Source organism: Curtobacterium sp. 314Chir4.1, from assembly GCF_900215175.1.
GTDB lineage: Bacteria > Actinomycetota > Actinomycetes > Actinomycetales > Microbacteriaceae > Curtobacterium > Curtobacterium pusillum_A.
Genome location: NZ_OCMI01000004.1, coordinates 470,547 through 491,376 on the forward strand (window position 1 = coordinate 470,547; position 20,830 = coordinate 491,376).

Below are 20,830 nucleotides of genomic sequence, written 5' to 3' on the forward strand. Positions count from 1 at the left end.
GCGGCCCCGAGCAGTTCTCGGGGCAGGAGGGTTGATGCATGTGTCCCGCCACGCAGAATGCGCGCGGACAACCCGGCAAGCCTACCGGACGGCCTGGAGGCGCGCCACCGGCTGTGGAGAACCGGTCGCGTCCGTCAGTCGGTCGCGTCGCGGGCGGCCCACCAGTCGCGCAGGCGCGCCTCGGCGTCCTCGGGGCCGAGGGGCCCCTCGTCCATGCGGACCTCGAGCAGGTGGCGGTAGGCCTCGCCCACGGCACGGCCCGGCGGGATGTCGAGGATGCGCATGATGTCGTCGCCGGACAGGTCCGGGCGGATCGCGTCGAGCTTCTCCTGCTCGGACAGCTCCTTGATGCGGTCCTCGAGGTCGTCGTACGCGAAGGCGAGTCGGTCGGCCTTGCGGCGGTTCCGGGTCGTGACGTCGGAGCGGGTGAGCTCGTGCAGGCGTTCGAGCTGCGGGCCGGCGTCCCGGACGTACCGGCGGACGGCGGAGTCGGTCCAGGTGCCCTCGGTGTAGCCGAAGAACCGGAGGTGCAGCTCGATCAGTCGGCTCACCGCGGCGATCGTGTCGTTGTCGAAGCGCAGGGCACGCAGGCGCTTCTTCGCGAGCTTCGACCCGACGAGGTCGTGGTGGTGGAAGCTCACGGCGCCGCCCGGCTCGAGCTTGCGGGTGGCGGGCTTGCCGATGTCGTGCAGCAGGGCGGCGATCCGGAGCACGGTGTCCGGCGCCTCGCCGGGGTGCCGCTCGGCCTCGTACCCGATCGCCTGGGTCAGGACCGTCAGCGAGTGCTCGTAGACGTCCTTGTGGTGGTGGTGCTCGTCGATCTCGAGCCGCATCGCCGGCAGCTCGGGCAGGAAGCGCTCGGCGAGCCCGGTGTCGACCAGCAGGCGGACGCCGTCCACGGGGTCACCGGTGTTCAGGAGCTTGACGAGTTCGTCCCGCACGCGTTCGGCGGAGACGATCTCGATCGAGTCGACCAGGTCCGTCATGGCCGCGCGGACCTCGTCCGACACCGTGAACCCGAGCTGTGCGGTGAACCGCGCGGCGCGCATCATCCGGAGCGGGTCGTCGCGGAAGGACACCCGTGCGGCCTGGGGGGTGTGCAGGCGCCGGGCGAGGAGGTCCTCCACCCCGCCGTGCACGTCCACGAGTTCCCGGGCGGGCAGTCGCAGCGCCATCGCGTTCACCGTGAAGTCACGGCGGAGCAGGTCGTCCTCGATGGTGTCGCCGAACGCGACCTCGGGCTTCCGGGTCTCGCCGTCGTAGACGTCGCTGCGGTACGTCGTGATCTCGACCTGCTCGCCGGCGACCCGCGCGGCGATGGTGCCGAACTGGCGGCCGACGTCCCAGGTGGCGCTCGCGATCGGTTCCACGATCCGCAGGATGTCGTCCGGTCGGGCGTCGGTCGTGAAGTCGAGGTCGGTGACCGGGCGGCCGAGGAAGGCGTCGCGGACCGGCCCGCCGACGAGCGCGAGTTCGTGTCCGGCGTCGGCGAAGGCCCGAGCGAGGAGGTCGACGGGCTCGGTGGCGGCGAGTGCGTCGAGACGCTCGACGGCCTGGGCAACGGACTGCATGACGGTCCTCATCCTCCCAGATCACGCCCCCGAGTTCTCCACATCGTCCGCGTGCACGGGAGCGTTCATGGTCGCGCCTCATACACTCGTGGACGGCCCGGACCGATCCCGTGGCCCCTTCCGTATGCAGATCTTCCGCACAACGCTCGCCGCCGCCGCGACGGCTCTCGTCGCCCTCGGCCTCGTCGTCGCGCCCGCGGCGACCGACGGCGCCCTCGCCACCACGGCCCCCACGACGAAGACCCGCGTGGCCCACCCGGCCGCCGCCGAAGCGGGCAAGACGACGATCTCGATCGCCCCGGCGAACCGTGGCATCGTGCAGCGCGACGAGGACCTCGAACTCTCCGTCACGGTGACGAACGACACCGACTCGGACGTCCCGGCCGGTACGGCCGACCTCGACATCTTCCGTTCCGTGAGCACGCGGGACGTCCTCTCTGACTGGCTCGGCGACACCAGCACGACCGGTTACCTCGGCGCCCCGATGGACTCCGTGGACATCCCGGCCGTCCCGGCGCACCGATCGGTGACCCTCGGCTCCGTCAAGATCGTGTCCGGCAACGTGGCGCTCGGCGGCTACTCGTCGTTCGGCGCCCGGCGCATCGCGGCGGAGTACACCGCGGGTGACACCTACGCCGTCGCACGGTCCGCGATCACCTGGTACCCGGACTCCGCCGACCAGACACCCGTGAGCGTCTCGGTCGCGATGCCGATCACCGTGCCGAAGACGGGTGACGGCGTCCTCGACAAGAACGTGCTCGCCTCCGTGACGGCCGTCGACGGCACCCTCACCCAGCAGCTCGACGCGGCCGAGGACCACAACGTCGCCGTCGCCGTCGACCCGCGGATCATCGCCTCGATCCGCCTCCTTGGTGCGGACGCCCCGTCGTCCGCGACCGCGTGGCTTGCACGCCTCGAGTCGCTCCGCAACGAGACCTTCGCGCTGCCCTACGCCGACGCCGACGTCACCGGGCTCCGCCAGGCGGGGGCGAACGGCATCCTCTCGCCGATCTCCCTCGACCAGCAGGTCGACGCCGACCACTTCCCGGGCGCCTCGACGCCCACGCCGACCCCGACGCCGGACCCCGCGTCGCCGTCGACCGACGCCTCGGCGACGGCGACCCCGACGGACGGCGCGACCTCCGACGCAGGGAACGGCACGGCGGGCGGCACGGGCGACGACACGACGACCGACGACGGCACCCCCACGACGCTGCCGACGACGGCGTCCCTCCTCGACTTCCCGTACTCGATGGACTCGATCGCCTGGCCCGCCGACGGCACGGTCACGGCGGCCGACCTGCCGGCGCTGGCGAAGGCCGGCACGAAGACGACCATCGTGTCGAGCGGCAACACCTCGGCCGGCGCCGACACGACCATCTCGGCATCCGAGCAGATCGGCGGCCAGCACGTCCTGGTGTCCGACCAGTCGATGTCCTCGCTGCTGCGATCCGCCGCGACCGCCACGAACCAGCAGGACTGGTCCACGGCCGTGTCCGAGCTCACGGCGACCCTCGCGACCGCCGCGCGCGCCGGGACGGCCGAGAGCCCGATCCTCCTCACGCTCGCCCGCGAGTGGCCGACGAACTCCGCACGCCTCAGCGCGGCGCTCGACGCGATCGAGGGCACCCCCTGGGTCGCCCCGGCCGACCTCTCGTCGACGTCGTCCGCCAGCGCCGGGTCACTCACCCTCACTGCGGGCACGAACGGCGACGCCCGGATCGACCAGCTCGAGCACCTCGTGCAGGGGGAGCAGGACCTCACGGCGTTCTCCTCCGCGCTGGACACCCCCACCGAGCTCACCGCACCCGCACGCCTCAACCTGCTCGCGCTCTCGTCGAACGCCTGGCGACCGGACCCCGACGGCTTCGCGAACGCGGTCGACGCCCGGGTCGCGAACTGGGCGAAGGCCGTCTCGAAGGTCGCCATCGTCGACTCGAGCAGCCTCACGCTGCTCGGTGACCGCTCCTCGCTGCCGATCTCGATCCGGAACAGCTCGACGTACCCCGTCACGGTGCGCCTCTCCGTGCAGCCGTCGAACTCGGCACTGCGCGTCGTGCGGAACGACATCGAGGTGAAGATCCAGCCCGAGTCCTCGACCCGCACGACCGTGCCGGTCCAGTCGGTCGCGAACGGCAAGGTCAACCTGACCATGTCGCTCGCGAGCCCGACGGGCGTGAAGATCAGCGCCCCCGCGACCGTCGAGCTGAACGTGCAGGCCCAGTGGGAGACCGTGATCACGGCCGCCGCCGCGGTGGCCCTCGTCGCGATCTTCGGGTTCGGCATCTTCCGCAGCATCCGCAAGCGGATCCGGCGCCGGAACGGCGAGCTCGACGACGAGGACGACGACGACCCGAACCGTCCCCTGGAGGTCCAGCCGGTGGTCGGAGGCGAGCCCGTGCCGGCCGCGACGCGGCGTGACGGACCCGCACCGCTCCTCCAGGCCGACGCTCGCGCAGTCGTCCCGGTCGACCGCGACGAGCCGGCAGCAGATCCAGAGGAGCCCGTCATCAGCGCCACCCAGCCCCAGCCGTCCGTCGACGCGGAGCCCGCGGCCGAGCGCAGCCTGGGCCGCGCCAGCGCGATGCTCGCGGCCGGGACGATGGTCTCGCGCATCCTCGGGTTCGCGAAGACCTTCGTGCTGGCCTTCGCGATCGGCAACACGGGTTCCGACGCCGCCAACGCGTTCGCGATCTCGAACCAGCTGCCGAACAACATCTACGCGCTCATCGCCGGCGGCCTGCTCTCCGCGGTGCTCATCCCGCAGATCGTCCGCTCGATGAAGCAGCACACCGACGGCGGCACCGCGTACGTCAACAAGATCGTCACCCTCGGCGGGTCCGCGTTCCTGGTCATCACCGTCGTGGCGACCCTGCTCGCACCCGTCCTGGTGCGTCTGTACAGCCAGAGCGCCGGCGACGGCGGCAAGGGCTTCAGCGCGGCCACGACCGACCTCGCGGTGGCGTTCGCGTTCTGGTGCCTGCCGCAGATCCTCTTCTACGCGATGTACTCGCTGCTCGGCGAGGTCCTCAACGCCAAGCAGGTGTTCGGGCCGTTCACGTGGGCACCGCTGATCAACAACGTCATCGCGATCGCCGGACTCATCGTCTTCATCGCCCTCTTCGGCGGGCGCAGCGTGAACGCCTCCACCGAGGACTGGACGCCGCTGAAGATCGCCGTGCTGGCCGGCAGTGCGTCGGTGGGCGTGCTCGCGCAGGCGGCGTTCCTGCCGCTGTTCTGGCGACGCGCAGGCCTGAGCTTCCGCCCGGACTTCCGGTGGCGGGGCGTCGGCCTGAAGTCGACCGGCACGGCAGCCGGGTGGCTCTTCGCGATGATCCTCGTGACGCAGCTCGCCGGCATCGTGCAGGCCCGCGTGGCCTCGCTCGCGACCGGAGCCGGGAACGCGACGCTCAGCACCACGTGGCTGCTGTTCATGCTGCCGCACTCGATCATCACCGTCTCGATCGCGACGGCGTACTTCACCCGGATGAGCCACGACGCCGAGCGGGGCGACCTGGCCGCCGTCCGGAGGAACCTGTCCCTGTCGCTCCGGATCGTCGGGCTGTTCACGGTCTTCGCGTCCGTCGCACTGATCGTCACCGCGATGCCGTTCGCCCGGATCTGGGAGAACGAGTTCGGCCACACGCGGGCGATGGCGCTCGTGCTCGTCGCCTACATGCCCGGTCTCGTGCTGTTCAGCATGCTCTTCATCATCCAGCGCGTGTTCTGGGCGATGCACGACCACCGCACGCCGTTCCTCATGCAGCTCGTGCAGTCGGGTCTGTTCGTCATCGGTGCCCTCGCCGTGGCGATGCTCCCCGGGTCGGTCATCGGCGTCGGGATCGCGATCTGCACGACCATCGCCGGCTCCGCCCAGACGATCGTCGCCCTGGTGCTCGTCCGGAAGCGCCTCGGTGGCATCGAGGGGCCGGTCGTCACCCGCTCGCACGTGCAGTTCGTCATCGCTGCCCTGATCTCCGGGGTCGCCGGCCTCGTCGTCGCGAACTTCTTCGGGGCGTTCAGCTCCGACGGTTTCGCGATGTCGGACGTCACGGGGGCGCTGATCACCCTCGCGCTCACCGGTGCGGTCATGGTCGTCGTCTACTTCGGGGCCCTCGTCGTCGCGAAGAACGGCGAGATCGCGAACGCGGTGGCACTCGTGCGCAGCCGGCTCGGTCGCTGACGCCCGGCGTTCCCGGGTCTCCTGGAATGCGACGCCGCTAGCATGTGTTGACCCGGTCAGCGATCTACGGAAGGGCATCGAGGCACATGCGCCAGCTCATCATCATCGGTTCCGGCCCGGCCGGGTTCACCGCCGGCATCTACGCCGCGCGGGCGGAGCTCAAGCCGCTCATCGTCGCGTCCAGCGTCGAGACCGGCGGCGAGCTCACCAAGACGACCGAGGTCGAGAACTTCCCGGGCTTCCCCGAGGGGATCCAGGGCCCTGACCTCATGATCAAGATGCAGGAACAGGCCGAGAAGTTCGGCGCCGAGGTCCTCTACGACGACGCCGTCTCCGTCGACCTCACCGGCGACGTGAAGAAGGTCACCGTCGGCTCCGGCGAGACGTACGAGGCCCTCGCGGTCATCTACGCGACGGGTTCGGCGTACCGCCACCTCGGCCTCGCCGACGAAGAGCGTCTCTCCGGCCACGGCGTGAGCTGGTGCGCGACCTGCGACGGCTTCTTCTTCCGCCAGAAGAACATCGCCGTCGTCGGCGGTGGTGACTCGGCGATGGAGGAAGCGACGTTCCTCACGCGCTTCGCCGACAAGGTCACGGTCATCCACCGCAAGGACACCCTCCGCGCGTCGAAGATCATGCAGGACCGCGCGATGAACGACCCGAAGATCGAGTTCGCGTGGAACAAGGAGGTCACGGGCATCACGGGTGACTCCGCCGTGACGGGCGTCACGCTGCGCGACACGGTGGACGGCTCCGAGAGCGAACTCGCCCTCGACGGTCTGTTCATCGCGATCGGCAACGACCCCCGCACGCACCTGATCCACGGGCAGATCGACATCGCGCCGGAGGGCACCATCGCCGTCCAGGGCCGCACGTCGAAGACCAACCTGCCGGGTGTCTTCGCCGCCGGCGACGTCATCGACCCCACGTACCGGCAGGCGATCACCGCCGCCGGGTCAGGCACGGTGGCCGCCCTCGACGCCGAGAAGTACCTCGCAGACCTTGACGACTCGCTCACCGTCCCGGCCGAGGGCACCGCGCCCGAGTCGCCCGTGACGATCGACGTCGAAGCCGCTCGCGCCTGACCCGGGGAATACTGCGACGGCCCAGCCGTTGCACCCACTGATCGACTTCTCGAAGGAGCACACATGTCCAACGCCAAGGCAGTCACCGACGCCACCTTCTCGGACGAGGTCCTCAAGTCCGACAAGACGATCCTCGTCGACTTCTGGGCCGAGTGGTGCGGCCCGTGTCGCGCCGTCTCGCCGATCCTCGACCAGATCGCCGCGGAGCACGCCGACAAGATCGAGATCGTGAAGCTCAACGTCGACGACAACCCGCAGTCGGCGATGAACTACCAGATCACGTCGATCCCGGCGATGAAGGTCTTCAAGGGCGGCGAGGTCGTCAAGACCGTCATCGGCGCCAAGCCGAAGCCGGCGCTCGAGGCAGACCTCGCGGAGTTCCTCGCGTAGGACCACGCCGCACGAACGGCCCCGCACCCGCACAGGGAGCGGGGCCGTTCGTCGTTCCCGGCCGTTCCGGGCCGTTCCGGTCCACCGGTTCAGGATCGGCCCCGTCGCGGAGCCCGGGTTTCCGGGGTCCATGTCGTAGTGTGGCGGGAATGTGAGTGGCGGGCACGTCCCGCTGGAACGGAGCCAAGATGACGAACGGCAACAGCCTCGACCCCTGGTACGACTCCTACGCCCAGCGCACCGCCGGGCTGAGCGCCTCCGAGGTCCGAGCCCTGTTCGCCGTCGCCTCGCGGCCCGAGGTGGTCTCGCTCGCCGGCGGCATGCCGTATGTCTCCGCGCTCCCTCGTGAGCTCGTCACGGGCTCCCTGGACCGTGTGATGGCCGAGGACGCCGCGATGGCACTGCAGTACGGCGGTGGACAGGGCCTGCGGTCCCTGCGCGAGCACATCGTCGACGTGATGAGCCTCGAGGGCATCCGTGCCAGCGCTGAGGACGTCGTCGTCACGACGGGCTCGCAGCACGCGCTCGACCTCGTCACGCGGCTCTTCATCGACCCGGGTGACGTCGTGCTGGCCGAGTCCCCGTCGTACGTCGGAGCGATCGGCGTCTTCCGGTCCTACCAGGCGGAGACGGTGCACGTCACCACCGACGAGAACGGCCTCGTGCCCGAGGCACTCCGTGAGGCCATCGCCAACCTGCGCACCCAGGGCAAGCGGATCAAGTTCCTCTACACGATCCCGAACTTCCACAACCCGGCCGGCGTGACGATGAGCCGCGAGCGTCGCATCGAGATCCTCGACATCTGCCGCTCGAACAACATCCTCGTGCTCGAGGACAACCCGTACGGGCTCCTCTGGTTCGACGAGCCCGCGCCGCAGGCCATCCGGTCCATCGACGAGGAGGGCGTGGTCTACCTCGGCTCGTTCTCGAAGACGCTCGCACCCGGCTTCCGCGTCGGGTGGGCCCTCGCGCCGCACGCCATCCGCGAGAAGCTCGTGCTTGCCAACGAGTCCGCGGTCCTCGCGCCGAACTCCTTCGGCCAGTACGTGGTGAACGCCTACCTCGACGCCGCCGACTGGAAGGGTCAGGTCGACACGTTCCGGGGACTGTACGCGGAGCGCCGGGACGCCATGATGTCCGCCCTCGGAGAGTTCCTGCCGGACCTGTCCTGGACGAAGCCGAACGGCGGCTTCTTCGTCTGGCTGACGCTCCCGGAGTCCCTGGACTCGAAGGGCATGTTGCCCCGCGCCGTCAAGGAGCTCGTCGCGTACACGCCCGGTACTGCCTTCTACGCCGACGGTCGCGGCGGCGGCCACATCCGCCTGTCGTTCTGCTACCCGACGCCGGAGCAGATCCGCGTCGGGGTGAAGCGGCTCGCCAACGTCGTGAACGACGAGCTCGAACTGATCGAGACCTTCGGTCCGACGACCCGGCCGAACACGCTCGTCCGGCCGACCTCGTCGGTCAGCGCGCCGCCTCCCAACGTCTCCTGATCAGCAGTTTTCATCGTCCCGCCCGCAGTACCGGAGGTCCCTTCGCATGGCCGAGCTCACTCGCCGTCACGTCGTCGTCGTCGCGGGAGGGATCTCCCACGAGCGTGACGTGTCGTTGCGGTCCGGGCGCCGCGTCGCCGACTCCCTGACGGGCTACGGCTGGCAGGTCGACCTCCGCGACGCGGACGCGTCACTCCTGCCGACCCTGCGGGAGGCCCGCCCGGACGTCGTGTGGCCGGCACTGCACGGCGCCTCCGGTGAGGACGGCGCCCTGCGGGGCATCCTGGAGGCACTGGACATCCCGTTCGTCGGCTCACGTTCCACGTCGGCCCGGTTGGCATGGGACAAGCCCACCGCCTCCGCGCTGGTCGCGCGGGCAGGCGTGCGAACTCCTCGGTCCGTAACGCTCTCCCACGACGTCTTCCGGGAGCTCGGTGCCGTCGGCGTCCTCGAGAGCATCGCGGCGGAACACCCCGTCCCGCTTGCCGTGAAGCCAGCGCGGGGTGGTAGCGCACAGGGCGTCACGCTGGTGGACGACGTGAACGACCTCCCGCGGGCGATGGTCACCGCCTACACGTACTGCGACGACGTCGTGGTCGAGCAGCTCATCCGGGGGACCGAGGTCGCGGTCGGCATCATCGACACCGGCGATGGCCCCGTGGCGCTCTCCGCAGTGGAGATCGTCCCGAGGAACGGTATCTACGGCTTCGAGGCCCGCTACAACGCGGGGGAGACCACCTTCTACACGCCGGCTCGCCTTTCCGCGGACTTCGCCGCGGCAGCCTCAGACGCGGCCATCGCTGCGCACGCGGCACTCGGTCTCCGGCACATCTCCCGAGTCGACCTGATCATCGACGCCGCTGGGACCCCGTGGTTCCTCGAGGCGAACGTGCTCCCCGGACTCACTGAGACCTCGCTGGTCCCGCAAGCGCTCTCGGCATCCGGCTTCGACCTCGGCTGGACCTATGCGGAACTCGCCGAGCAGGCGATTCGCGACCACCGCGGCTGACCAGTGCGGGGGCGCGGCGTTCCACGTGGAACATCGGCCACCGTTGCCACGGTAGGAGTGGTCGTAGCGGCGGCGCTCACCTGGGGTGAGTGGGTGCACCAGAGCGCAGCACGAGCAGCCCGGCAACTTCCGCAGCCGCGTGCCGGGACCCGAGGAGCCGTCGTCGTCCTCGGGTTCGGGAATCGATCGAACCGGCCGAACGCAGTCAATCGTTGGCGCGCTCGCATCGCTGTCCGGACGGCCGAGCGCGCCGAACTGGCCGGAGCCACAGCCACGATCATCTGCAGCGGGGGAGCCGTCCGCGGGTCGACTCCGGAAGCGGTACTCCTCCGCCAGTACATCGTCGACCGTCTGCACTGGCGAGGCGAGATGCTCGTGGAGCCGCACAGCTCGTCGACGTGGGAGAACGTCCGCAACGTCCTGCCCCTCGTTGAGGAGTACGACTGGATCGCCTTCGCGTCGAACGGACTCCATGCCGCGAAGGCCCGCTTGTACCTTGCCCGACAGCGGCCGAACCTCGGCGGTCGGTTGGTCGCCGCTGATGACTACCGGCTGGGCGAAATGACGTGGATGAAGCCGCTCTTCGCGGTGGTCGGCCTCATGAAGCTGAGGTCGGTGTTCCACGTGGAACGTCCCGGCTGCTGACAGCAGATCTGCCCTGGGCAGCACCCCGCGCGGACCTGTTTCTGCACGGACACGCTGGCCGTATGACCGAAACAGCCAGCCCCCTGCGTTTCGACACCGCACACCGGCGCACCTTGCTCGATCAGCGAGTCCTCGTCCTCGACGGTGCACTCGACGATGACAACGGTGCGGTTCTCATGACGCATCTCATGCAGCTCGCCACCGAGGACCCAGACACAGACATCGCCCTGTGGATCCACTCGCCGGGGGGATCGGTGCCGGCGATGCTGGCGATCCGGGACCTGATGGGCACCATCCCGAACGATGTGTCCACGCTGGCGCTCGGCATCGCGTGCAGCGCCGGGCAGTTCCTCCTGTCCGCGGGAACACGTGGGAAGCGCCGAGCACTCCCGCACACCCGCGTACTCATGCACCAAGGGTCGGCGGGGATCGGCGGATCAGCGGTGGACATCGCCCTGCAGGCCGATCACCTCCGGGACACGAGAGACACCGTCCTGCGGCTGATCGCGGAGGACACCTCCCAGGACGTCGCTCGGGTGTTCGAGGACTCCCTCCACGACCACTGGTACTCGGCGCAGGAGGCCCTCGACTACGGCTTCATCGATGCCATCGTCACCGACTTCACGGCGATCCGCCCCACTCCGATCCACACACGTTCGCTCGGCTTCGTGCCATCTGCGGCGCCGACCTCGGCGGTGACCCGGTGACGAGCTACACCATTCCCAGCGTCATCGCGCGCGATCCCAGAGGGGAGCGCGTGATGGACGTCTACTCGCACCTCTTGACGGAGCGCATCATCTACCTCGGGACACCAGTCGACGCAGGTGTTGCCAACGCGCTCATCGCTCAACTGCTGTTCCTCGAATCAGACAGCCCGGACGCCGACATCCACCTCACCGTCAACTGCGAAGGTGGCGACCCCAGCGCAATGCTCGCCGTGTACGACACCATGCAGTACGTCCGGCCAGATGTCGCCACCACCTGCGTCGGCCAGGCGATCGGCGTCGGCGCCATGCTGCTCGCCTGCGGATCGCAAGGGAAGCGGTCGGCACTCCCACACGCCCGCGTCGTTCTCCACCAGCCGGCAACACAGGGACAAGGCGCCATTCCGGAGCTGATCCTGCAGGCGGAGGAGCTCGTTCGCATCAGGGCAGACATGGAGGCAGTGCTCGCCGAGCACACCGGCCAGACAGCTCAGCGACTCCGAGCCGACACTGATCACGACCGCGTGTTCACTGCGGTGCAAGCTCGCGAGTACGGACTCCTGGACAAGGTACTTGCCCGCCGCCCGTGATGGTCAGGCGGCCAGCGCGAAGTCCACTCGAACCTGCGCGACGCTGTCAGGCGCCCGGGATGCGCGGAGGTCGTCCGCGGCACCGAGTGTGAGATCCAGTAGAGACGTGTCGAGTGCGCCCGCCACCGCGGCGATCCTCTCCGACGAAGGCTCCTTCCGTCCCCGCTCGATCTCAGAGAGGTACTGCGGCGAGACACCGGCGCGCTTCGCCACGTGTTGCAGGGTGTCACCCCGGCCGCGTCGTCGTTCGCGAAGCTGGCGGCCGACGACGTGCCGCCAGAGCGGCTCGGGCATGGGGGATGGAGTCATGCGATCAGGCTGCCATGTTCCACGTGGAACGTACCGGTCCTGCTGTTCGCCCCGCGCGGACGGGCAGGCGGTGGCACGACGCGCTGAGAGGCGCGCTGCGGCCCGAACTCAATGTGGCCAGCCTGCGACACAGCGAACGCCCGGATCTCAGCGCAGAACGGCGTACAGCGCCGTTCAGGGCTGTGCAGCGCAGCTGTCTCAGCCCGCGATGTCCTCAATGCCGAGCTCACCGAGGATCCGGTTGAGGTCGTCCCCGTTCGCGAAGTCGATCGTCACGGAACTCTTCCGCGCACCGACGGCGATCTTCACCCGAGTGTTGAGACGGTCTCCGAGCCGTTCAGCGAGGTCGTTGAAGTGCACCTGACGCTTTGTGGGCTCCGCCTTGGGCTGCACCGGCGTCTTGGACGCCAACTGCTGTGCGATCGCCTCGGTGGCCCGCACGGAGAGATCCTCGTTCACTATCTTCTCTGCGAGGTACTCCATCGCCTCGGCGTCGGGTGCTGCGAGGATCGCACGAGCATGACCGGCGGACAGCACTCCGGCCGCCACCCGACGCTGCACGGGGGAGGGGAGGCGCAGCAGGCGGATCGTGTTGGTGATCTGCGGCCGAGAGCGACCGATTCGCTGTGCGAGCTGCTCCTGGGTGATGCCGAAGTCCGCGAGGAGCTGCTGGTAGGCCGAGGCTTCTTCCAGCGGGTTGAGGTTCGCGCGATGCAGGTTCTCCAGCAAGGCGTCGCGGAGCATCGCGTCGTCCGGGGTGTCCTTGACGATCGCGGGGATCGTGCTGAGGCCGAGCTCCTTCGTCGCGCGAAGCCGACGCTCACCCATGATGAGTTCGTACTGCGGCTCCGCTCCCGTGGCGCCGGGGATCGGGCGCACGACGATGGGCTGCAGCACGCCGATCTCACGGATGGAGTGGACGAGCTCCTGCAGTTCCTCCTCGCGGAACTCCTTGCGCGGCTGATGCGCGTTCGGGATCACGTCGAGCGGGTTCAGGTTCGCCAGGCGTGCTCCGGGCACGGCGACGAGCTCTTCGGCGGTCGGGGCCGACGAGGGGGATCCACCGGTGGGGAAGAAGACGTCGACCGGACGCTCCTGCTGCTCGGTCGCGGTCGGGATGAGGGCGCCGATGCCTCGGCCGAGTCCGGTTCGCTTCGGTGCCATCAGTGCTGTGCTCCTCGTGCTGCGATCTCCGCTGCTGCCTCCAGGTAGGAGAGCGATCCGGTTGAGTTGACGTCGTACGCGACCACGCTCTGCCCGTAGCTCGGCGCCTCACTGACGCGAACCGAGCGGGGAATGACCGCCTCGAGGACCTGGCCACCGAAGTGCTCACGCACATCCGCGGCGACCTGATTCGAGAGGTTCGTCCGGCTGTCGTACATGGTGAGCAGGATCGTCGAGACGCGGAGGTTCGGGTTCAGGTGCCGCTCGATCAGCTCGATGTTCCGCAGCAACTGGCTCAGACCTTCCAGCGCGTAGTACTCGCACTGGATCGGGATCAGGACCTCCTGCGCCGCGACGAACGCGTTGATCGTCAGAAGCCCCAACGAGGGCGGGCAGTCGATGAAGACGTAGTGGTACGGCTCGTCGAGGGACTCGAGGTACTGGTCGAGCGCAGTCCGGAGCCGCTGCTCGCGGGCGACGAGCGACACCAGCTCGATCTCAGCCCCGGCGAGGTGGATCGTCGCCGGCACGCACCACAGCGTGTCCGACTCGGGGGATCGCTGCACGGTGTCGGCGATCGGCGCCTCGTCAACGATCACGTCGTAGATGCTCGCGACCTCAGCCTGATGGTTCACGCCGAGAGCAGTCGAGGCATTGCCCTGGGGGTCGAGGTCGATGACGAGCACGCGTGCCCCGCCGTGCGCCAACGCGGCCGCGAGGTTCACCGTGGTGGTGGTCTTCCCGACTCCACCCTTCTGGTTCGAGACCGTGAACACGCGCGTCTTCGAGGGCAGCGGGAACTGCTGCGTCGCGATTGCGCGACGACGACGGTTCAGGTCGGCGATCTCGCGCGCGAGCGGTGTCGACGCGTCGTAATCGGTCGATGAACTCAACGAGTGCCTCTTCCCCGGTTCGGTGTTTCACGTGGAACGCGGAGCCACTGGCGGCCGGATGAACCGGCCCGAGCCGCAGCGTCAGTCAACTGTAGCCCGGAAGACCCGCGTGGTCTCCTCGACCACACCGACTCCGAGCTCGAGTACTTCGACGTCCGCCAGACGCTTTCGGAGGATGACCTTCCGAGCCTTCTCGATCTCCTCGTCGACTCGCGCACCCTTCATCAGGATGAGCTGGCCGCCAGACCGAACGAGTGGCACCGTCAGCGGGATGAGCTTCGACAGTGCGCTCACCGCACGCGCCGTCACCTGGTCGACGACGATGTCGTCGGCGACGTCCTCAGCACGTGCACGGACGACCGTGACGTTGTCGAGGCCGAGACGTTCCGCCTCGGACGTCAACCAGTCCACGCGCCGCTCCATCGGCTCGATGAGCGTGAGGTGCACGTCGGGGCGAGCGATGGCCAGCACCAAGCCGGGCAGTCCCGCTCCGGAGCCGACGTCCGCGACGCGACCACGTGCCTCCAGGAGGGGCGCGACCACCGCAGAATTGAGGATGTGTCGTGTCCAGAGTCGCGGCAGCTCAAGGGGGCCGATCAGGCCCAGCTCCTCGCCCCGTCGCGCCAGCTCGTTCGTGAACGAGCGGGCCACATCGACACGATCGCCGAACAGCGTCGCTGCCGCTGCCGGTTCTGCCTCGAGGACCGGGGACGCCTCCGTCATCGGGTGACGACGGTGTGGCGGTCCCGACCCTCACCCTCGGACTCGGAGTGGAAGCCCTTCTCCGCGACGAGGTCGTGCACGAGCTTGCGCTCGTACGAGGACATCGGGGGGAGTGCAGCGGAGGTCGAGCCGGCTTCGATGCGCTCGACGGCCGTGTCCACGAGGCGCTGCAACTCGGACGCGCGAGCGTCGCGCGACCCACCGACGTCGAGGATGAGCCGGCTGAACTCGCCCGTCTCGGCCTGCACGGCGATCCGGGTCAGCTCCTGCAGCGCAGAGACCGTGTCCGGCTTCGAGAGCACCCGCAGCGCGCCGCCCTCGTCCGTCACCGAGAGGTACACGCGCCCGGCACGTTCCTCGATCTCGATGTCACCGTCGAGGTCGCAGATGTCGAGCAGCTCCTCGATGTAGTCCGCGGCGATGTCCGCCTCGTCACGGGTGTCGTCGTCCTCGACGACCTCGGTCACGGGGGCGATGTCCTGCTCGGTCACTTACTTCTTCCCGTTCTTCTTGGAGCGGTTCTTGCCGACGGGCTGCTGACGCTGCGTGGTGACGCGGACGGCCTCCATCTCAGCGGCGCCGGCGCCGGCGCCGGCACCGGCCTCGGCGAGCACCGGGGTCGCCGAGCCACGACGCTGGGCCTTCTTCGCGAGACGTGCCTCACGAGCGAGGGCGGCCTCGGAACCGGGGGTCGGCATGCTGCGGATGACGAAGTACTGCTGCGCCATCGTCCAGATGTTCGAGGCGAGCCAGTAGAACATGACGCCGAGGGGGAACGAGAGACCCGAGATCACGAAGACGAGCGGGAGGATGTACAGCATCATCTTCTGCTGGCGGTACATCGGGGACGCCTTGGTCTCCGGCGACATGTTCTTCGCCACGAGCTGCAGCTGCGTGATGAACTGCGAGGCGGTCATCACGACGATCATGAAGCCGGCGATCGCGCGGACCTCCCAGCCGGAGGCGTTCGTGAAGGTCTCGTGCAGGGGAGCACCGAACAGCGACGCGTTGCCGAAGGAGGCGGCGAGGTCGTTCGTGAGCAGACCGATGCCGGTCTTGTTGATCTGCGCCTCGTGCAGCACGGAGTACAGCGAGAAGAAGATCGGCATCTGGATGAGCAGCGGCAGGCAGGAGCTCAGCGGGTTCGTCCCGGTCTCCTTGTACAGCGCCATGGTCTCGCGGCTCATGGCCTCACGCGAGAACTGGTCCTTCTTGCCCTTGTACTTGTCCTGGATCTTCTTGAGCTGCGGTGCCACCTCGAGCATGCGGCGCTGCGACTTGATCTGGCGCACGAAGATCGGGATGAGCGCGGCGCGGACCACGAACGTCAGGAAGATGATGGAGAGGACCCAGGTGATGCCCGCGCCGGGGTCCATGCCGAGGTTCTCGAAGACCCAGTGGAATCCGACGAGGATGGCCGAGACCACCCATTTGAGCGGCCAGAGGATCGTACCGATGAGGTCCATGGGGACGGTCACGCCTTTCGAGTGCGCTGGGGGAGCAGGACCGGGCGGAGGTTCCCGACCGCGGGCTGCGGCTGCTGCTGGGTCGGCGCGAGCACGAACCCGAACCGGTTGACGACATAGGGACGACGCCGTTCACGGACGTCGTCGATGCCCCCGGCTGCCCAGGGGTTGCACCGTGCGATGCGCCACGCGCCCATCGCCGATCCGCGGACGACGCCGTACTGCTGGATGGCTTCGAGGGCGTACCGCGAGCACGAGGGGTGGTACCGGCAGACGTTGCCGTAGAGCGGTGAGATCACGGCACGGTACGCGCGCAGCACGACGACGCACGCGTTGCGCGGGAGCAACGCGACGACCCAGGCGAGCCGAGTCCAGAGGTTGCGGTTCATGCTGCTGCCTTCTCCACACCACGCGCACAGGAGCGCGAGACGTCTTCGAGCAGGGTAGGCCATCCGGCCTGCGCGGCGGCTGGCAGTGCGCGGACCACCACGTCGTAGCCGACGGGGATGTCCGCGAGGAGACCGTGCGCGATCGCCTTGAGACGACGTCGGACCCGGTTCCGGGTCACGGCGTTGCCGACCGTCTTGGCGACGATGAACCCGAACCGGGTCGGTCCGGCACCGGTCGACGGATCGTCCGAGGTCCGACGGACCACCGATACGACGGCGTGCGCCGTGGCGCTCCTGCGACCACGACGCACGACGGACCGGTAGTCGTCACCACGGACGATGCGGTTGGCGCGGGCCAACACGATCGCTACCAGGTACCCGGCAAGGACCGGACGAGGTGCCCGATCAGGCGTTGCTCGTTCAGGCGCTCAGCTCGGTGCGGCCCTTGGCGCGGCGCGCGGCCAGGATGGCGCGGCCGGCACGGGTGCGCATGCGGGCACGGAAGCCGTGCTTCTTGGCACGACGACGGTTGTTCGGCTGGAAGGTGCGCTTGCTCATGATGGTCTCCACTACAGCTGCGCTGGGGGAACCCCGACGCGAGCCGTCACGTATGTGTAGTCGCTCGGTGTCGAACGACGCAGATGGGCGCGACCGAACGGCCGCAGTCAACTGGTTAACGGTACGTGACAGCGACGAGCAGGTCAAACGCAGCACCGGACCAGGACCGCCGACCCCGTGCGCACGATCATTATCCACATTGGGGAAAACGTGCGTTCGGTACGACGCGCCCCGGTCCTTTACAGTGGTGTGATCGATCCGCCCGTGGCCCGGCAGGACGGGGGAGTCTCCTCGACCAGTAACCCGTGGCGGTCGTGGAGAACACTGTGGACAACCCTGTGGACCACCACGCGGGACGACACGCGGTCCGGGCCGTCGACGAAGCCACCCGGGCACACGACGACCCGCCAGGACGATCCGACGGTCGACGCTGTCCCGGCACGACGGGCGCCCCCGAGCCACGGAACGCCCAACACCGCACACGAGACCTGGAGACGAGCGCGACATGACGATGCCGGCCGACCCCGTCGAGGACCTCTGGTCATCCGTCCTCGGACTCCTCTCGGAGGACGACCGCATCACCCCGCAGCTCCACGGCTTCCTCAACCTGGTCGAGCCGAAGGGCGTGCTCGCCGGCACGCTCTACCTCGAGGTCCCGAACGACCTCACCCGCGGCATGCTCGAACAGCGCATCCGGATCCCCATCACCGAAGCGGTCTCGCGCATCGGGGACGACACCGTCGCGAACTTCGCCATCACGGTGAACCCGGACATGGCTTCCGAGCCGCGGGTCGACCCCGCGGTCGCCAGCCACGTGCCCGAGTACGCGGAGCCCGTGCAGGAAGCGGTGGAGCAGAGCGCAGCCCCGCGTCAGTACATCGAGGCGCCCTTCGTCCCGAGCCAGATCGACGCGCCGGGCACCAGCGGCCGGCCCGAGTCCCGGCTCAACCCCAAGTACAACTTCGACAACTTCGTCATCGGCTCGTCGAACCGGTTCGCGCACGCCGCGGCGGTCGCGGTCGCCGAAGCCCCGGCCAAGGCCTACAACCCGCTCTTCATCTACGGCGACTCCGGCCTCGGCAAGACCCACCTCCTGCACGCCATCGGCCACTACGCCGAGAGCCTCTACCCGGGGATCCGGGTGCGGTACGTGTCGAGCGAGGAGTTCACGAACGACTTCATCAACTCGATCGCGAACAACCGCTCGAACCAGTTCCAGCAGCGCTACCGCGACATCGACATCCTGCTGATCGACGACATCCAGTTCCTGCAGGGCAAGGACTCGACGCAGGAAGCGTTCTTCCACACGTTCAACACCCTGCACGACCACAACAAGCAGGTCGTCATCACGTCCGACGTCGCGCCGAAGCACCTCACCGGGTTCGAGGACCGGATGCGCTCCCGCTTCGAGTGGGGCCTGATCACCGACGTACAGGCCCCGGACCTCGAGACCCGCATCGCGATCCTCCGCAAGAAGGCGCAGTCCGACCACCTGCAGGTGCCCGACGACATCCTCGAGTTCATGGCGTCGAAGGTCTCGAGCAACATCCGGGAGCTCGAGGGGACGCTCATCCGCGTCACGGCGTTCGCGAGCCTCAACCGGACGGCCGTCGACATGGCCCTGGTGCAGACGGTCCTCAAGGACCTCATCACGCTCGACGACGACAACGTGATCGCGCCGACGGACATCATCAACCACACCGCGGAGTACTTCAAGCTCTCCGTGGACGACCTCTACGGGTCCTCCCGCTCCCAGGCGATCGCGACGGCACGGCAGATCGCGATGTACCTCTGCCGGGAGATGACGAGCCTGTCCCTGCCCAAGATCGGGCAGCTGTTCGGCAACCGCGACCACACCACGGTCATGTACGCGAACAAGAAGATCACCGAGCTGATGAAGGAGCGACGGTCGATCTACAACCAAGTCACCGAGCTCACCAGCCGGATCAAGCAGGACCGCCGCTACCGCTGATCGCGGGTCCGGCGAGCACAGCGGCTCGCATCCGCAGATGCGCACGCGAGCGGCCTGGAGGCACGACTGACGACCGTCGGATCGGCCCACTTCCGCGCGCATCCACCATCTGAGACGGTTCCATGCGCCGGACTTCACACAGTGTGGAAAGCCTGTGGATAACTGTGGAGGACACGCCGGTCGGTTGTTCACAGCGGAGGGGCCACCTGTGGAGACTGGGGATGGAAGTGGATAGATGAGATTCGCTCATCCAGAAGTCCCCCACACGCCACTCACAACTCACACGTGTGTAGTTCCCTGTGGACAAGCGGTGTTAACAGGGTTATCCACAGTGTGCACAGGCGTTAACACCATTACTCCTGGTTAACGATTGATCTCAGCGGGCCAACCTTGTGGACGGCGGGATGACAAGAAATCCTGGCCGGGTCGGGCTGTGCCACAATGGGGCGGCCGGACAGTCCAACCGATCGACAGGGGTTCCAGCTGTGAAGTTCGAGGTCAACCGGGACGTCTTCTCCGAAGCCGTCTCCTTCGCGGTGAAGCTCCTCCCACAGCGCACGACCCTCCCGATCCTCTCGGGCGTCCTCATCCACGCCGACGGCGATCGACTCACGCTCTCGTCGTTCGACTACGAGGTCTCGGCGCAGACGTCCATCGCCGCGCAGATCGACGACCCGGGCACGGTGCTCGTCTCCGGCCGCCTGCTGAACGACATCGCGAGCCGCCTGCCGAACGCCCCTGTGACCTTCACGACCGAGGACTCGAAGATCTCGGTCACCTGCGGTTCGGCGCACTTCACGCTGCTGTCCATGCCGGTCGAGGAGTACCCGACGCTCCCGGAGATCGGTGCGCAGACCGGTGTCATCCCCGGCGACGCGTTCTCCGAGGCCGTCTCCCAGGTCGCCGTCGCCGCCAGTCGTGACGACGTCACCCCGGTGATCACCGGCGTGCAGCTCGAGGTCGGCGACAACGACCTCTCGCTCATCGCGACCGACCGCTACCGCGTCGCCGTCCGCACGATCGCGTGGGACTCCGGTCGTGTCGGTTCGGACCCGCTGCACGCACTCGTTCCGGCCCGCACCCTGCAGGAGGTCGGCCGCACGTTCGGCTCGGCGTCCACCGTGTCGGTCTCGATCAGCGGCTCGTCGGACCGCGAGCTCATCGCGTTCCACGCCGACGACAAGACCGTGACCTCGTTGCTCATCAAGGGCAACTACCCGCCGGTCCGCCGGCTCTTCCCCGAGACCGTCCAGGACCACGCGGTGATCAACACCGCGGAACTGGTCGAGGCGGTCCGACGGGTCTCCCTCGTCCTGGAGCGCGAAGCAGCACTCCGGTTCTCCTTCACGGTCGACGGGCTCACGCTCGAGGCGATCGGTTCCGAACAAGCGCAGGCGTCAGAGTCGATCAGTGCGTTGCTGACCGGGGAGGAAACGGTGGTCTCGTTGAAGCCCGCCTTCCTCCTGGACGGGTTGAACGCGGTGCACTCCGAGTTCGTCCGGATCTCCTTCACCAAGACGGAGAACCCCAACAAGCCGGGTCCGGTGCTCATCACCGGGCAGACCTCGCAAGAGGCCCCGGCGACGGACGGATACCGGTACCTGCTGCAGCCCAATCTCCTGCTGCGGTAAGCGCAACAGCCGAACACTGCGCTGACGCGCCATCCCTGCATCAGCGCGACGACGA

The 20,830-nt window shown here is 68.3% G+C and carries 20 protein-coding genes; 10 read left to right on the forward strand and 10 right to left on the reverse strand.

Going from position 1 to position 20,830, the window contains the following annotated elements; translation table 11 throughout:
- Positions 1-134 precede the first annotated feature (134 nt).
- Entirely contained in the window at positions 135-1,571 is a 1,437-nt protein-coding gene (locus tag CRP27_RS15085; protein ID WP_097181570.1) for a CCA tRNA nucleotidyltransferase, read from the reverse strand.
- A gap of 124 nt (positions 1,572-1,695) precedes the next feature.
- On the opposite strand from CRP27_RS15085, the gene CRP27_RS18540 reads away from it, so the two are divergent.
- The 8 genes from CRP27_RS18540 to CRP27_RS15125 all read left to right on the forward strand — a co-directional run bounded on the left by CRP27_RS18540 (position 1,696) and on the right by CRP27_RS15125 (position 11,670).
- Positions 1,696-5,754: a DUF6049 family protein gene (locus CRP27_RS18540; protein WP_255257607.1), complete on the forward strand. Its 4,059-nt coding sequence runs from the start codon at positions 1,696-1,698 to the stop codon at positions 5,752-5,754.
- A gap of 86 nt (positions 5,755-5,840) precedes the next feature.
- Positions 5,841-6,839, forward strand: a complete 999-nt coding sequence (gene trxB, locus CRP27_RS15095) for a thioredoxin-disulfide reductase (RefSeq protein ID WP_097181423.1) — start codon at positions 5,841-5,843, stop codon at positions 6,837-6,839.
- Between the two features lie 63 nt (positions 6,840-6,902).
- Positions 6,903-7,229: a thioredoxin gene (gene trxA, locus CRP27_RS15100; RefSeq protein ID WP_022832611.1), complete on the forward strand. Its 327-nt coding sequence runs from the start codon at positions 6,903-6,905 to the stop codon at positions 7,227-7,229.
- A 188-nt stretch (positions 7,230-7,417) separates the two neighbouring features.
- Positions 7,418-8,722, forward strand: coding sequence for a PLP-dependent aminotransferase family protein (locus CRP27_RS15105; RefSeq protein ID WP_097181424.1), 1,305 nt, complete (start codon positions 7,418-7,420; stop codon positions 8,720-8,722).
- Between the two features lie 46 nt (positions 8,723-8,768).
- Positions 8,769-9,731 (forward strand): D-alanine--D-alanine ligase, encoded by a 963-nt coding sequence (locus CRP27_RS15110; RefSeq protein ID WP_097181425.1) that lies wholly within the window; start codon positions 8,769-8,771, stop codon positions 9,729-9,731.
- A gap of 93 nt (positions 9,732-9,824) precedes the next feature.
- On the forward strand, positions 9,825-10,376 hold the full coding sequence (locus tag CRP27_RS15115; RefSeq protein ID WP_176505632.1) for a YdcF family protein: 552 nt from the start codon (positions 9,825-9,827) through the stop codon (positions 10,374-10,376).
- A 62-nt stretch (positions 10,377-10,438) separates the two neighbouring features.
- Positions 10,439-11,083: a ClpP family protease gene (locus tag CRP27_RS15120; RefSeq protein ID WP_097181427.1), complete on the forward strand. Its 645-nt coding sequence runs from the start codon at positions 10,439-10,441 to the stop codon at positions 11,081-11,083.
- Positions 11,080-11,670: a ClpP family protease gene (locus tag CRP27_RS15125; RefSeq protein WP_097181428.1), complete on the forward strand. Its 591-nt coding sequence runs from the start codon at positions 11,080-11,082 to the stop codon at positions 11,668-11,670. Before CRP27_RS15120 ends, CRP27_RS15125 begins: the two co-directional genes overlap by 4 nt.
- Before the next feature lie 3 nt (positions 11,671-11,673).
- Here CRP27_RS15125 and CRP27_RS15130 read toward each other — a convergent pair whose 3' ends face one another.
- The 9 genes from CRP27_RS15130 to rpmH form a co-directional block, all read right to left on the reverse strand.
- Positions 11,674-11,964 (reverse strand): helix-turn-helix domain-containing protein, encoded by a 291-nt coding sequence (locus CRP27_RS15130; RefSeq protein WP_369680021.1) that lies wholly within the window; start codon positions 11,962-11,964, stop codon positions 11,674-11,676.
- 213 nt (positions 11,965-12,177) lie between these two features.
- The gene (locus CRP27_RS15135) at positions 12,178-13,143 is read right to left on the reverse strand and encodes a ParB/RepB/Spo0J family partition protein (RefSeq protein WP_097181430.1); all 966 of its coding nucleotides are present in this window, start codon (positions 13,141-13,143) and stop codon (positions 12,178-12,180) included.
- Positions 13,143-14,036: a ParA family protein gene (locus CRP27_RS15140; protein ID WP_097181431.1), complete on the reverse strand. Its 894-nt coding sequence runs from the start codon at positions 14,034-14,036 to the stop codon at positions 13,143-13,145. The genes CRP27_RS15135 and CRP27_RS15140 overlap by 1 nt, the downstream gene beginning before the upstream one ends.
- An 81-nt stretch (positions 14,037-14,117) precedes the next feature.
- Positions 14,118-14,759 (reverse strand): 16S rRNA (guanine(527)-N(7))-methyltransferase RsmG, encoded by a 642-nt coding sequence (gene rsmG / locus CRP27_RS15145; protein WP_097181432.1) that lies wholly within the window; start codon positions 14,757-14,759, stop codon positions 14,118-14,120.
- Positions 14,756-15,250, reverse strand: coding sequence for a R3H domain-containing nucleic acid-binding protein (locus tag CRP27_RS15150; protein WP_079237595.1), 495 nt, complete (start codon positions 15,248-15,250; stop codon positions 14,756-14,758). The genes rsmG and CRP27_RS15150 overlap by 4 nt, the downstream gene beginning before the upstream one ends.
- Positions 15,251-16,225, reverse strand: coding sequence for a membrane protein insertase YidC (yidC, locus tag CRP27_RS15155; protein ID WP_097181433.1), 975 nt, complete (start codon positions 16,223-16,225; stop codon positions 15,251-15,253).
- An 8-nt stretch (positions 16,226-16,233) separates the two neighbouring features.
- Positions 16,234-16,614 (reverse strand): membrane protein insertion efficiency factor YidD, encoded by a 381-nt coding sequence (yidD, locus tag CRP27_RS15160; protein WP_097181434.1) that lies wholly within the window; start codon positions 16,612-16,614, stop codon positions 16,234-16,236.
- Positions 16,611-16,976, reverse strand: coding sequence for a ribonuclease P protein component (gene rnpA, locus CRP27_RS15165; protein WP_097181435.1), 366 nt, complete (start codon positions 16,974-16,976; stop codon positions 16,611-16,613). The genes yidD and rnpA overlap by 4 nt, the downstream gene beginning before the upstream one ends.
- 58 nt (positions 16,977-17,034) lie before the next feature.
- Positions 17,035-17,172, reverse strand: a complete 138-nt coding sequence (gene rpmH, locus CRP27_RS15170) for a 50S ribosomal protein L34 (RefSeq protein ID WP_058724833.1) — start codon at positions 17,170-17,172, stop codon at positions 17,035-17,037.
- A gap of 511 nt (positions 17,173-17,683) precedes the next feature.
- Between rpmH and dnaA the strand changes: the two genes are divergently transcribed.
- Both dnaA and dnaN read left to right on the forward strand, forming a co-directional pair.
- Positions 17,684-19,144, forward strand: coding sequence for a chromosomal replication initiator protein DnaA (gene dnaA / locus CRP27_RS15175; RefSeq protein ID WP_255257624.1), 1,461 nt, complete (start codon positions 17,684-17,686; stop codon positions 19,142-19,144).
- Between the two features lie 485 nt (positions 19,145-19,629).
- A complete protein-coding gene (gene dnaN, locus CRP27_RS15180) occupies positions 19,630-20,775 on the forward strand; it encodes a DNA polymerase III subunit beta (protein ID WP_097181437.1) in 1,146 nt (381 codons plus the stop codon).
- The last annotated feature ends 55 nt before the right edge of the window (positions 20,776-20,830 follow it).

Bases quoted from the DNA above. Each gene is read 5' to 3' on its own strand.
- CRP27_RS15085 (WP_097181570.1), bottom strand. From the start codon at position 1,571: ATGCAGTCCGTTGCCCAGGCCGTCGAGCGTCTCGACGCACTCGCCGCC.
- CRP27_RS18540 (WP_255257607.1), top strand. From the start codon at position 1,696: ATGCAGATCTTCCGCACAACGCTCGCCGCCGCCGCGACGGCTCTCGTC.
- trxB (WP_097181423.1), top strand. From the start codon at position 5,841: ATGCGCCAGCTCATCATCATCGGTTCCGGCCCGGCCGGGTTCACCGCC.
- trxA (WP_022832611.1), top strand. From the start codon at position 6,903: ATGTCCAACGCCAAGGCAGTCACCGACGCCACCTTCTCGGACGAGGTC.
- CRP27_RS15105 (WP_097181424.1), top strand. From the start codon at position 7,418: ATGACGAACGGCAACAGCCTCGACCCCTGGTACGACTCCTACGCCCAG.
- CRP27_RS15110 (WP_097181425.1), top strand. From the start codon at position 8,769: ATGGCCGAGCTCACTCGCCGTCACGTCGTCGTCGTCGCGGGAGGGATC.
- CRP27_RS15120 (WP_097181427.1), top strand. From the start codon at position 10,439: ATGACCGAAACAGCCAGCCCCCTGCGTTTCGACACCGCACACCGGCGC.
- CRP27_RS15130 (WP_369680021.1), bottom strand. From the start codon at position 11,964: ATGCCCGAGCCGCTCTGGCGGCACGTCGTCGGCCGCCAGCTTCGCGAA.
- CRP27_RS15135 (WP_097181430.1), bottom strand. From the start codon at position 13,143: ATGGCACCGAAGCGAACCGGACTCGGCCGAGGCATCGGCGCCCTCATC.
- rsmG (WP_097181432.1), bottom strand. From the start codon at position 14,759: ATGACGGAGGCGTCCCCGGTCCTCGAGGCAGAACCGGCAGCGGCAGCG.
- yidC (WP_097181433.1), bottom strand. From the start codon at position 16,225: ATGGACCTCATCGGTACGATCCTCTGGCCGCTCAAATGGGTGGTCTCG.
- yidD (WP_097181434.1), bottom strand. From the start codon at position 16,614: ATGAACCGCAACCTCTGGACTCGGCTCGCCTGGGTCGTCGCGTTGCTC.
- rpmH (WP_058724833.1), bottom strand. From the start codon at position 17,172: ATGAGCAAGCGCACCTTCCAGCCGAACAACCGTCGTCGTGCCAAGAAG.
- dnaA (WP_255257624.1), top strand. From the start codon at position 17,684: ATGCCGGCCGACCCCGTCGAGGACCTCTGGTCATCCGTCCTCGGACTC.